We start from the raw sequence: 11,745 nt of genomic DNA, 5'->3' as shown, positions 1-11,745 counted from the left end.
CATACCCTGGTGGGGTGATTACCACCGTGGTGTTCGACGTCGACGAGACCCTCGTCGACCTGCGGCCCGCGGTCACCGGCGCGCTGCAGACCGTCCTCACCGAGCTGCGCCGGCTGACCCCGCGCGCCGCCGAGCTGACCCTCGGCGACATGGCCGACGACTGGGCGGCCGCGTTCGCCGCCGACCCGTCCGCGCCGGTGATGCAGATCCGCCGGGGCGCGCTGGCCCGTTCGCTGGACCGGGTCGGCCTGCCCGAGCAGCTGGACCGAATCACCGGGATCTTCTTCGAGCGCCGGTTCGCGCTCAGCCGGCCGTACGCCGACACGCTGCCCGCCCTGGACCGGCTGCGCCGCCGGTACGCCGTCGGCCTGGCCACCAACGGCAACAGCCGCGCCGACCGGTGCGGGCTGCGCGGCCAGTTCGCCTTCGAGGTGTACGCCCACGTCGACGGCCTGCCGAAAAAGCCGGACCAGCGGTTCTACGACGCCGTACTGACCGCCGCCGGGGTCACCGCCGCCGACCGGGTGGTCTACGTCGGCGACTCGATCCCGCACGACGTGGTCGGCCCCCAGGCGGCCGGGCTGCGGGCCGTCTGGCTGAACCGGCGCGGCGAGTCCTGCCCGCCCGAGGTGTGCCCGGACGCGCAGGTCACCAGCCTGGCGCAGCTGCCCGACGCCCTCGCCGACCTGTTCTGAACCCGACTGCGCTGCTGCACAGCAAAGCGGTCACAGCTCGCCGGCGAGCAGCTGGGACACCGCCTCGGCGGTCGCCTGCACCTGCACGCTGATCGCAGACACGTCCAGGGCGCCCATCGCCACCACCCCGACGCTGGCCTCCATGCCGGGCACGCCGAGCACCGGGGCGGCGACCCCGTACGCGCCGGGCTGCAACTCGCCGCTGCTGGTCACCGGTCCGGGCGTACCGTCGCGGCCGGCCAGGATCGCCCGGCCGGCGGCCCCGCGACCGACCGGGTGCCGCGACCCGGCCCGGTACGCCACGTGGAACGCCGTCCAGCTCGGCTCGACGACGGTCAGCGCCACCGCCTCGGCACCATCGGCGACGGTCAGGTGGGCGGTGGCACCGGAGGACTCGGCGAGCCGGCGCAGCGCCGGCAGCGCGGCATCGGCCAGCAGCGGCTGTGCCCGCCGGGCCAGCTGCAGCAGCCCGGCACCGAGCCGCAGCCGACCGGCGGTGTCGCGGCGCAGCATGCCGTGCGCGGCCAAGGTGGTGGCCAGCCGGTAGACGGCGGCCCGGCCGATACCGAGCCGGCCGGCGGCCTCGGTGACGGTGATCCCGCCGGTCGCCTCGGCGACCAGGCCCAGCAGGCGCAGCCCCCGATCCAGGGTCTGCGCCGTCTCCGCCCCTCGCGCGTGCACACCGACAGAGTACGGACGGGTGCCAGTCGGTACCCTCGTAGCGTGACGCTCCGTTTGTACGACACCGCGACCAGGTCCGTGCGGGACTTCGTGCCCCGCCAGCCCGGCGAGGTCAGCGTCTACCTGTGTGGGGTCACCGTCCAGTCCGCCCCGCACATCGGTCACCTTCGCTCCGGCGTCAACTATGACGTGCTCCGCCGCTGGCTGACCCACCAGGGGCTGCGGGTCACCTTCATCCGCAACATCACCGACGTCGACGACAAGGTGCTGGACAAGGCGGCCGCCGCCGGTCAGCCGTTCTGGTCGATCGCGTACGCCAACGAGCAGGTGCTGGTTGCCGAGTACCGCAGCCTGAACGTGCTGCCGCCGACGTACGAGCCGCGCGCCACCGGGCACATTCCGGAGATGCACCAGCTGATCGAGCGGCTGATCGAGCGCGGCCACGCCTACCCGGCCGGCGACGGCAGCGGCGACGTCTACTTCGACGTCGCCTCGTACGCCGACTACGGCGCGCTGTCCGGGCAGCGCCCCGACGCGATGCAGCCGGCCGGCGACGGCGCCGATCGGGCCAAACGCGACCCGCGTGACTTCGCACTGTGGAAGGGCGTCAAGCCGGGGGAGCCCGCCGACGCGGCCTGGCGCTCGCCGTGGGGTCCGGGCCGGCCCGGCTGGCACATCGAGTGCTCGGCGATGTGCTGGCGTTACCTCGGCCCCGAGTTCGACATCCACGGCGGCGGGCTGGATCTGACCTTCCCGCACCACGAGAACGAGGTCGCCCAGTCCAAGGCGGCCGGGTTGCCGTTCGCCCGCTACTGGGTGCACCACGGGCTGTTGAACCTGGGTGCCGCGAAGATGAGCAAGTCACTGGGCAACGTCATCGACCTCGATCACGTCGCCCGGCTCGGGGTGCGTCCGGTCGAGCTGCGCTACTACCTGACTGCGGCGCACTACCGGTCCCGCATCGACTACTCCGACGACGTCCTACTGGAGAGTGCCACCGCGTACCGGCGGATCGAGGGGTTCGTCCGGCGGGCGGCGGAGCAGGTCGGCGCGGTCGCCGCCACCGACATGCCGGCGGAATTCGCCGCCGCGATGGATGACGACCTGAACACGTCGGCCGCCTTCGCCGTGCTGCACGACGAGATCCGCGACGGCAACAACCTGCTGGCCGGCGGTGATGATGACGCGGTCCGGGCCAGCCTGGGCCGGGTCCGCGCCATGCTCGTCGTGCTCGGCCTCGATCCGCTCGACCCGGCGTGGGGCGACGCCGCCCCGCGCGACGAGCTGCGTGGCGCGGTCGACGCGCTGATCGCCCTCGCCCTCGACCAGCGGGCGCAGGCCCGCGCCCGGCGCGACTGGGCCGCCGCCGACGCGGTGCGTGACCAGCTCAAGCAGGCCGGCGTCACGGTCGAGGACACCCCGCACGGCCCCCGTTGGACCATTGGAGAGCAGACCTGATGCCCGGCAACTCGCAACGACGTGGCCGGCGGGTCACCCCCAAGAAGGGCACCACCCAGGGCTCCGGCGGCAAGAACCGGTCCAGCCTGGCCGGCAAGGGCCGCACCCTGCCGGCCGATGAACGGCCGTGGCACAAGGGCTACTCCGGCACCGAGAAGCTGCCGAACAAGACGGCCTGGAAGCAGGAGAAGGAACGCCGGGCGGCGGCCGCCGAGGGGCGCACCCCGAAGATCGGCGTACCCGGGACGAAGGACACCACCTGGGGCGGCGGTGGCCGCAGCCGGGGCGGTCCGGCCACCGGCCGGCTGGCCCGGGGCGGTGCCCGGTCCGGGCCGCGGGTCTCCCCGGGCCGCAAGGCGCACCCGCCGAAGGACGCCCCGGAGCTGCTGGTCGGCCGCAACCCGGTGGTCGAGGCACTGCGCGCCAACGTGCCGGCGACCGCGCTCTACCTCGCCCAGGGCATCGACGTCGACGACCGGGTGACCGAGCTGGTACGGACCGCCGGTGACCGGGGCATCGCGATCCTGGAGATCACCCGGGCCGAGCTGGACCGGATGACCGGCGGTGTGCTGCACCAGGGCGTCGGGCTGCAGGTGCCGGCGTACGCGTACGAGCCGTTCGAGGACCTGCTGGCCGCCGCCGCCGAGCAGCCGGAGCCGCTGCTGGTCGCCCTGGACGGAGTGACCGATCCGCGCAACCTCGGCGCGGTGGTGCGCTCGGCGGCCGCGTTTGGCGCGCACGGCGTGTTCGTGCCGGAGCGGCGGGCCGCCGGGATGACCGCCACCGCGTGGCGGACCAGTGCCGGTGCCGCCGCCCGGACCCCGGTCAGCCAGGTGGTCAACATGACCCGGGCAGTGAAGAAGTGCCAGGCCGAGGGGTTCACCGTGGTCGGCCTGGACGCCGACGGCGAGACCGACCTGTACGACCTGGAGGCCGCGGTCGGTCCGCTGGTCGTGGTGGTCGGTTCCGAGGGCCGGGGGCTGTCCCGGCTCGTCGGCGAGACCTGCGACCTGCGGGTACGCATCCCGATGCACTCCGACGTCGAGTCGCTCAACGCCAGCGTGGCCGCCGCGGTCACCCTCGCCGAGGTCGCCCGCCGCCGTCTGGTCGGCTGACCGGCCGATCGCTGATCAGCGGGTCAGTCACCCGTAGCATGCCCGGGGTCGGTGTCGGGCGGGTTCGGGGTGCGGCGGAGGAACAGCTGATGACAGGGCAGGACGGGGGCTTCGCCCTCGGTGTCGACCTGGGCACCTCCAACACGGTCGCGGTGCTGCGCTGGCCGGACGGGCGGACCCGACCGCTGCTCTTCGACGGCGTGCCGGTCCTGCCGTCCGGGGTGTTCCTCGGCGACCGGCTGTACGTCGGCCGGGACGCGTCTCGGCTCGCCCAGGCCGACCCGGCCCGGTTCGAGCCGAACCCGAAACGCCGGGTCGACGAGCCGACGGTGCTGCTCGGCGACCATGACGTGCCCACCGCCGACCTGCTGGCAGCCGTGCTCGCCGCAGTGGCCCGGTCGGCGGTGGAGGCGGTCGGCTTCCTGCCACCCGCGGCGTTGACCTACCCGGCCGGCTGGGGTGCCCGCCGCCGGGAGGTGTTGGCGCACGCGGTGGCCCGCGCCGGTTGGCCGCCGATGACCTCCGGCGGGCCGGCCACCTCCGGCCCGCCGCCGGTCGGGTCCGGCGCGCCCGGGACCCGGCTGGTGCCGGAGCCGGTCGCGGCGGCCCGCTACTTCGCCGACGTGCTACGCCGACCGGTGCCGGTCGGGCAGGCCCTCGCCGTGTTCGACTTCGGCGGCGGCACCCTCGACATCGCCGTGGTACGCAACGACGGAGTCGACCCGCACGGGCGGGCCCGGTTCGCGGTGATCGGCTCCGGCGGCCTCACCGAGCTCGGCGGTCTCGACCTGGACGCGGCGCTGGTCGAACAGCTCAGCGCGGTGCTCGATCCGCAGGTACGGCAGCAGCTGGCCGCGCCGGCCACCCCGGCGCAGTGGCGCAACCGTCGGCAGTTCTGGGACGACGTACGCGGGGCGAAGGAGATGCTCTCTCGGGCGTCGTCGGCACCGGTCGCCGTGCCCGGCGTGGACCGGGCGGTGCACCTGACCCGCGACGAGTTGGAGCAGGTCGCCACCCCGCTGATCGGTCGGGGCGTACGGGAGACGGCCCGGGTGATCGCGGCCTGCGGCCTCGGCGTCGGCCAGCTCGCCGGGTTGTTCCTGGTGGGCGGCTCGTCGCGGGTGCCGCTGGTGGCCCGGATGCTGCACAGCGAGCTGGGGATCGCACCGACCGTGCTGGAGCAGCCGGAACTGCCGGTCGCCGAAGGCGCGCTGGCCGACCTGCCTGCGCCGGCATCCGTTCCGGCCGCGCCGTCCGCCGTCGCGTCACCCGTACCGCCGGTTGCAGCCGCACCGCCGGTTGCACCCGCACCATCCCCGGTCTCACCCGCACCGTCCGGCCCTGCGCGGCGGCGTCGGCGGCGGCTGCCGTGGCTGGTCGGCGGCGCCGCCCTGGCTCTGGTCGCGGTGACCGTCGCCAGCGTCGTCTACCTGCTGCGGGATCCGGCCCGGCCGATCGAGTTCCGGGCGTTCAGCCAGGTGGGCAAGGCGATCACGGTGCCCGAGGACGCGGACGCCGGGTTCACCCAACTGGTCGACGGCCAGGCGTACGGCGGCTACGTCCGAGACGACGGCCGGCTCGGTGTCGTCGCCGTCGACCCGGCGACCGGCGACAAGCGGTGGGACGAGGCGACGACCGTGCGCGCCGACCGGTGGTTCGGCCTGCGGGCCACCCCGGACGCGGTGATCGCCGTCGCCGACGCCTACAGCAGCGCCACCCGGCCGGTCGCGGTGCTCGACCCGACCGACGGCCGGCAGCTGTGGGATTTCGAGATCCTCGGCAAGGACCAGTTGTTCGTCTTCGACGACATCCTCGTCTGGTCCGACGTGGAAGGTGCCCGGCTGGTCGGGCTGGACCTGCGGGACGGCACCGAACGCTGGGCGTACGACAACCCGGCAGACCAGTACGACGCCACCGACACCGCCGTCTACCCGGCGGTGAGCGCCGCCGACCTGACCGGCCCGGCCGGCTTCGACGGCGCCCCCACCACGCCCGACCTGGCCGACGACCGACGGATCGTGCAGCTCACCTCGACCCGGCACGCCCGGGTGTTCGACGCGGGCTCCGGCGAACTGCTCGGCGACCGGTCGAACGTGGCCGCGCCGACCGACCCAGCGCTGGTCTACGCGGGCCGGTTGGTGATCGCGCCGTCGGACAGCAGCGGGTACCGGCTGGCGTCCTACGACCTGTCAGTCTCCGGCGAGCCGGTGAATCTCTACACTCCGGCCGACGACCAGCGGCGGCTGCAGAGCCTCACGCCATGCGGTGGTACCCGGATCTGCCTGCTGGAATCGACCGGCTACGGCAGCGACACGAACGAACTCGTGGTGATCGACCCGGCCGAGGACGGCGTGCAGTGGCGGGTGCCGGCCGCCGACTTCGAGGTGGTCGTGCCGGTCGGCGACCAGATCCTGCTGCGCCGTACGACGACTCCCTACCTGTCGCTGCTGCTCGACTCCGACGGCGAGGAACTGCTGAGCCGCGACGGGGTGGCGGTCCGGATCGACCGGGCGAACCTGCTGTGGTTCCTGGACGACCCGGGCAGCTACCCGGAGGACGCCAGCGTCGCCGGCGTACCGGCTGCCGCACCGGCCGACCGGCTCGAACTCGGCGTACTGCAGGGCGTGCGTACCGTGGCCTGCTCGTGGGACCGTAGGGTGATCTTCTGCCCGACCGCTGACGGGTTCGTGACGCACCGGTTCACCGCCGGTTGAACCGGCGCAGCACGGTGTGCAGGGCGAACAGGGTGTAGCCGAGCAGGATCGGCGCGAGGATCGGCATGACCAGCACGGTCAGTACGGCGGCGAGACCGACCACCCCGGCGGCGGCCGGCACCGCCAGCGGTCGCCGTTCGGCGATCCGCCAGCTGGCCCGCACCGCCGCCCGCCAGCCACCGGCGCCCCGGCCGATCTCGACCACGACGAGGCCGGCGAAGCCGGCCACCAGCGCGGCAAGCAGCACGGTGCCGACCAGCATCGCCGTGCCGCCGGGCACCACCTCGGCCGAGATCAGCACGGCGTTGCCGGCGAGCAGGAGCGTGCCGACCACGGCGACCACGGTGGCGACGGCTCCGGGCAGCAGCCCGCGCCAGAATCGCCCGGCCAGGTCCCGCAGATCCGGCCAGTGGCCGTCGACCGTCCACTGGTGGATCGCGGCGCTGGCGGTGGCCAGCGCCGCGCCGGCGGTCAGTACGGCCGCCGACGCGAGCGCGGTGACGATGCCGAGCAGCGCCAGGTCGGTGGCGGCCCGCAGAGTGTCGCGCCAGTCGGCACGGGCCGGTGCCGGGTTGTCCGGCCACTCTGCGGGAGCCATCGACGTCACCCCTTGAGACCGCTGGTGTTGATGCCCTGTACCAGCATCTTCTGGAACGCCAGGAAGAAGAGGAAGACCGGCAGCAGCGACAGTACCGACATGGCGAACATCGGGCCGAGCGAGGTCTGCCCGGTGGAGTCGATGAACAGCCGCAGCCCGATCGGCACCGTGTAGCTCTCCACACTCGGCAGGTAGATCAGCTGGGTCAGGAAGTCGTTCCAGGTCCAGATGAACGAGAAGATCGCCGTGGTGACCAGCGCCGGCCGGGCCAGCGGCACGATGACGTACCGGAACACCCCGAACGGCGAACACCCGTCGATCTTGGCCGCGTCGTCCAGCTCCCGGGGGATGCCCCGCATGAACTGCACCATCAGGAACACGAAGAACGCCTCGGTGGCCAGCAGCTTCGGCACGATCAACGGCAGCGGGGTGTCGATCCAGCCGAACGAGTTGAACATGATGTACTGCGGCACGATCAGCACGTGGCTGGGCAGCAGCAGCGTACCGATCATGATGGCGAACCAGAACCTGCGGGCCCGGAACCGCAGCCGGGCGAAGGCGTACGCCGCCAGCAGGCAGGAGACCGCGTTGGCGACCACGGTCGCCATCGAGATCACCGTGCTGTTCCAGAAGAACCGGCCGAACGAGATGTTGCTCAGGTAGTTCCAGCCGTCCGGGTAGTTCGCCCAGGTCGGGTCCTGCGGGATGACCGACAGGTTGCTGGCCACCTCGGTCGGTGACTTGAGTGACGAGCCCAGCACCCAGATCAGCGGGTAGAGGACCACGACCAGGATGGCGACCAGCACCGCCACCCGGGCGACGCCTCGGGCGGTGCCGCCGGCGGCCCGGCGGCGTGCGGCGCTGCCGCCGTCCGCCGTCGACATCGGAGCAGCTTCGGTAGCCATCAGTCGTTGTCTCCGTCCGAGTAGTGCACCCAGAACCGGCCGGTGCTGAAGAACAGCACCGTGATCAGGCCGATCGCGATCAGGAAGACCCAGGCCAGCGCGGACGCGTATCCCATCTGGAACTCGGTGAAGCCCTTGGTGTAGAGGTACAGCGTGTAGAGCATGGTCGAGTCGACCGGGCCGCCGGTGCCGTTGCTGATCACGAACGCGGCGGTGAAGCCCTGGAACCCGTTGATCGTCTCCAGCACCAGGTTGAAGAAGATCACCGGGGAGAGCATCGGCAGTGTCACGTTGAAGAACTGCCGGATCTTGCCGGCGCCGTCGACCGAGGCCGCCTCGTACAGCTCGGTCGGCACCTGCTTGAGCCCGGCCAGGAAGATCACCATCGGCGCGCCGAACTGCCAGATGGCCAGCACCATCAGGGTCTCCAACGCCCAGTCCGGGTCGTTGACCCACGGCTGTCCGGGGATGCCGAACAGCCCGAGGAAGTCGTTGAACGCGCCGTCGCCGCTGAACATCGCCCGCCAGATCAACGCCAGCGCCACGCTGCCGCCGAGCAGCGACGGCAGGTAGAACAGGCTGCGGAACAGCCCCACCCCGCGGGACTCCCGGTTGAGCAGCAGCGCGACGCCGAGGGCTGCGGCCAACTTCAGCGGTACGGCGACGAACGCGAAGATCAGCGTGACCTGCACTGAGTGGCGGAACGTCTGGTCGTTGACGAACAGGTCCCAGTAGTTCTCAAAGCCCACCCACTCGACGAACTCCCAGGACGACAGGATGTCGTAGTTGGTGAAACTGAGGTAGAGCGAGAAGAGCATGGGGAAGGCGGTGATCGCCATCAGCCCCAGCAGCCAAGGGGAGAGGAAGACGTACCCGGCCAGCCCTTCGCCGTGCCGCCGGCTGCCGCCCTTGGCGCTGCCCCGCCGCTTGTTCGTGTCCGCCGGGGCAGTGTTGGTACTCGTGGCCGGGACGGGTTTCGTGGTCAGGGCCACGATCTGGCTCCTTTCTCGGATCACGGGTCGTGGTGCCCACGGCCCGGATTGCGGTCGTGGTGCCCACGGCGTCCGCCGGGGGCACCACGACCGCGCAAGTCCGGCCCGGACCTACTTGAGGGTGGCTTCAGCCTGTCGGAAGAACTCCGCCGCGGCGTCGGCCGGGCTGGCCTGGCCGTAGGTGACGCTCTCGGCGACCGTGGTCAGGGTGGACCGCAGCGGTCCGTGGCCCTGCGGCGGCGGTGCCGGTGCCGGTCCCATCTGCGGGATCAGCGCGTTCTCGAACTCGACCGTCGCGGTCATGTACGGGTCGTCGAGACCCGCCTGGACCGTCTCCCGGTTGTCGATGTTGGATGGCAGGCCCCGGTCGACGCCGAGGATCTGCGCCGCCTCCGGGTCGTTGGCCAGGAAGTCGATGACGTCGGCGACGACCTCCGGATGCTCGGTGGAGCGCGACCCGGCCCAGTACAGCGATGCCCGCGCCCACTGGCCCTTCGGGTCGCCGGGGTAGGCCACCATGCCGAGTTCGCTCTCGGTCGACTTGCCCAGCTCGGAGAGCTGGTTCGACCACATGAATGAGGTGGCGCCCCTGCCGGTCACCACCAGCTGGTCGGAGACGCCGCCGCCGACTGCCTCGTGTACCACGTCGGCCGGTGGGGTGGCCCCGGCCTCCCGGGCGTCCAGCCAGAACTGGAACCACTCGGTGAGGTCGGCCTCGGTGAAAGCGAGCTGCGACCCGTCGTAGAACTCCTTGCCCTGCGAGCGGAGCCACAGCCAGAGCGCCTTGTAGTCGGAGCTCGGATCCATCGCGCCCCAGTAGCCGTCGCCGGCCGCTTCGGTCACCTGAACGCCCCAGGCGATGAACTCGTCGTAGGTCCAGCCGGTTTCCGGCTCCGGCAGGCCTAGCTCAGTGATCTTGGTTTTGTCGTACACCAGGGCCGGGGTGTTCTCGCCGGCGGCGACCGCGACCTGTTTGCCGTCGATCTGCCCGTACTGGGTCAGGCTCTCCGGGTGGTTGCTCAGGTCGATGGCCCCGGATTCCACGAACGGGGTGAGATCCAGGGTGACGTTGCGTCCGGCGTACTCGGCGAGGCCGTTGTCGTCGATCTGGAAGATGTCCGGCGCGTTGCCGCCGGCCGAGATGGTCGCCAGCTTGTCGTAGTAGCCGGTGAACGCCTGCCAGGTCGGGTTGATGGTGACGTTTGGGTTCTTCTCCTCGTACAGGTCGAGGGCCTGCTCGGTGAGCTCGGCACGGGACTCGCCGCCCCACCAGAAGAACTCGATGGTGACCGGCGCGTCCGGGTCGGACGAGCCGCCGTCGTCTCCGCAGGCGGCGGCGCCGAGGACCAGCGGCACGACAGCGGTGGCGGCGATACCGCGCAGCAGGCGGCGCCGGCCGAAGGGGGTACGGTGAGCACGCTGGGCAGGCATGTTCGCCGTCGGTGATGTTGCGGGGTGCATTGCGCTCACTCCTTGGGGTTAGGAGGCGACATCGGCTGGCGCGGCGGTAGCCGCGCCGCCCGGGTCCGCATGACGGTGCGGCCCCGGGCCCGTCGAGTCGCGGATGACCAACTCGGTCTGGAGCGTTACCTGGGCGGTGGTGCGACGGTCGTCGCCATGCTGAAGCAGCATGTCGACGGCCGCCCGACCGGCGGCCGCATTCGGCGTGGCCACCGTCGTCAGTTTGGGTCGGGTGAGCCGGCTCAGCGCGATGTCGTCGATGCCGACCACGCTGATGTCTCGGGGCACCACGACCCCTTGTGCGTCGAGCCCTTCGATCAGGCCGATCGCCATCAGGTCGTTGTAGGCGAGCACAGCGGTCACCTCTGCCCGGCGGACCTGTTCCGCCGCGGCGATGCCGCCGCCCTCGGTGGGCGGGTTGGGGCCGATCACGGTCAACGTGACGTCCGCCGAACGGGCCGCCGAGGTGGCGGTCCGCCGGATCTCCCGATTGGTCCACGATCCGCGCGGCCCGCCGAGCAGCGCGATCCGCCGGTGGCCGAGGCCGATCAGGTGCTCGACGGCGAGCCGGGCACCCTGGCCGACGTCGATCACCACATTCGGCAGGCCGGTCACCTGCCGGTTGATCACCACCAGCGGCACGTCCCGGCTGAGCTGCTCGATCAGACTGTTGCTCATCCGAGGGCTGCACAGCAGCACCCCGTCGACCTGCTTGGCGAGGGCGTGGACCAGCTCCTCCTCGACCGCCGGATCCTCGTTCGTGTCGGTGACGAAGATGTGGTAGTCGCGGTGCCGGGCCTGGCTCTCCGCCGCCTTGATCAGCGGCGGGAAGAACGGGTTGGCGATGTCGGCGACGATCAGGCCGATGTTGTGGGTCCGGCCGGTGATCAACGCGCGGGCCGCCCGGTTAGGGCGGTAGCCGAGATGCTCCGCGCAGGCCAGCACCCGGCTGCGGGTCTCCGGGTTGACCAGGTGCGGCGCCGAGAACGTGCGGGACACGGTGGAGATGTGCACTCCGCAGGCCCGTGCGACGTCTCGAATGGTGGCTGGCACGCGTCGTCCTTCGTCGATGCGGCCGTCACCCCTGGCGGGGCGGCGACCGGTGTGGCTGGGGTCACGTCGGTTC

General features: G+C 71.9%; 10 protein-coding genes. 4 read left to right on the top strand and 6 right to left on the bottom strand.

Annotated features, from left to right (window positions below):
* Positions 1 to 14 precede the first annotated feature (14 nt).
* On the top strand, positions 15 to 695 hold the full coding sequence (locus ACFHWS_RS19575) for an HAD family hydrolase (RefSeq protein ID WP_416551924.1): 681 nt from the start codon (positions 15 to 17) through the stop codon (positions 693 to 695).
* Positions 696 to 725: 30 nt separating this feature from the next.
* Here ACFHWS_RS19575 and ACFHWS_RS19570 read toward each other — a convergent pair whose 3' ends face one another.
* Complete coding sequence (locus ACFHWS_RS19570; protein ID WP_416551923.1) at positions 726 to 1,376, bottom strand: helix-turn-helix domain-containing protein; 651 nt, start codon at positions 1,374 to 1,376, stop codon at positions 726 to 728.
* A gap of 42 nt (positions 1,377 to 1,418) precedes the next feature.
* Here ACFHWS_RS19570 and cysS point away from each other — a divergent pair, with 42 nt between their 5' ends.
* From cysS to ACFHWS_RS19555, 3 genes are all read left to right on the top strand, one after another.
* Positions 1,419 to 2,834, top strand: coding sequence for a cysteine--tRNA ligase (gene cysS, locus ACFHWS_RS19565; RefSeq protein WP_416551922.1), 1,416 nt, complete (start codon positions 1,419 to 1,421; stop codon positions 2,832 to 2,834).
* Positions 2,834 to 3,949: a 23S rRNA (guanosine(2251)-2'-O)-methyltransferase RlmB gene (rlmB, locus tag ACFHWS_RS19560; protein ID WP_416551921.1), complete on the top strand. Its 1,116-nt coding sequence runs from the start codon at positions 2,834 to 2,836 to the stop codon at positions 3,947 to 3,949. Before cysS ends, rlmB begins: the two co-directional genes overlap by 1 nt.
* Before the next feature lie 89 nt (positions 3,950 to 4,038).
* Entirely contained in the window at positions 4,039 to 6,663 is a 2,625-nt protein-coding gene (locus tag ACFHWS_RS19555; protein ID WP_416568721.1) for an Hsp70 family protein, read from the top strand.
* Here the strand turns inward: ACFHWS_RS19555 and ACFHWS_RS19550 are convergent.
* The 5 genes from ACFHWS_RS19550 to ACFHWS_RS19530 form a co-directional block, all read right to left on the bottom strand.
* Entirely contained in the window at positions 6,650 to 7,261 is a 612-nt protein-coding gene (locus tag ACFHWS_RS19550; protein ID WP_416551919.1) for a hypothetical protein, read from the bottom strand. The genes ACFHWS_RS19555 and ACFHWS_RS19550 overlap by 14 nt on opposite strands.
* 5 nt (positions 7,262 to 7,266) lie before the next feature.
* Entirely contained in the window at positions 7,267 to 8,166 is a 900-nt protein-coding gene (locus ACFHWS_RS19545) for a carbohydrate ABC transporter permease (RefSeq protein ID WP_282232480.1), read from the bottom strand.
* The gene (locus ACFHWS_RS19540) at positions 8,166 to 9,158 is read right to left on the bottom strand and encodes a carbohydrate ABC transporter permease (RefSeq protein WP_416551918.1); all 993 of its coding nucleotides are present in this window, start codon (positions 9,156 to 9,158) and stop codon (positions 8,166 to 8,168) included. Before ACFHWS_RS19540 ends, ACFHWS_RS19545 begins: the two co-directional genes overlap by 1 nt.
* 111 nt (positions 9,159 to 9,269) lie before the next feature.
* Positions 9,270 to 10,589: an ABC transporter substrate-binding protein gene (locus tag ACFHWS_RS19535; RefSeq protein ID WP_416551917.1), complete on the bottom strand. Its 1,320-nt coding sequence runs from the start codon at positions 10,587 to 10,589 to the stop codon at positions 9,270 to 9,272.
* A gap of 48 nt (positions 10,590 to 10,637) precedes the next feature.
* Positions 10,638 to 11,672, bottom strand: a complete 1,035-nt coding sequence (locus tag ACFHWS_RS19530) for a LacI family DNA-binding transcriptional regulator (RefSeq protein ID WP_416551916.1) — start codon at positions 11,670 to 11,672, stop codon at positions 10,638 to 10,640.
* Between the last annotated feature and the right edge of the window lie 73 nt (positions 11,673 to 11,745).

Source organism: Micromonospora sp. LOL_013 (assembly GCF_048060315.1).
Taxonomy (GTDB): Bacteria; Actinomycetota; Actinomycetes; order Mycobacteriales; family Micromonosporaceae; genus Micromonospora_E.
The sequence above is the reverse complement of the archived record's forward strand: the minus strand, read 5'-3'. Positions and strand labels throughout refer to the sequence as shown.

Bases quoted from the DNA above. Each gene is read 5' to 3' on its own strand.
- rlmB (WP_416551921.1), top strand. From the start codon at position 2,834: ATGCCCGGCAACTCGCAACGACGTGGCCGGCGGGTCACCCCCAAGAAG.
- ACFHWS_RS19555 (WP_416568721.1), top strand. From the start codon at position 4,039: ATGACAGGGCAGGACGGGGGCTTCGCCCTCGGTGTCGACCTGGGCACC.
- ACFHWS_RS19550 (WP_416551919.1), bottom strand. From the start codon at position 7,261: ATGGCTCCCGCAGAGTGGCCGGACAACCCGGCACCGGCCCGTGCCGAC.
- ACFHWS_RS19545 (WP_282232480.1), bottom strand. From the start codon at position 8,166: ATGGCTACCGAAGCTGCTCCGATGTCGACGGCGGACGGCGGCAGCGCC.
- ACFHWS_RS19535 (WP_416551917.1), bottom strand. From the start codon at position 10,589: ATGCCTGCCCAGCGTGCTCACCGTACCCCCTTCGGCCGGCGCCGCCTG.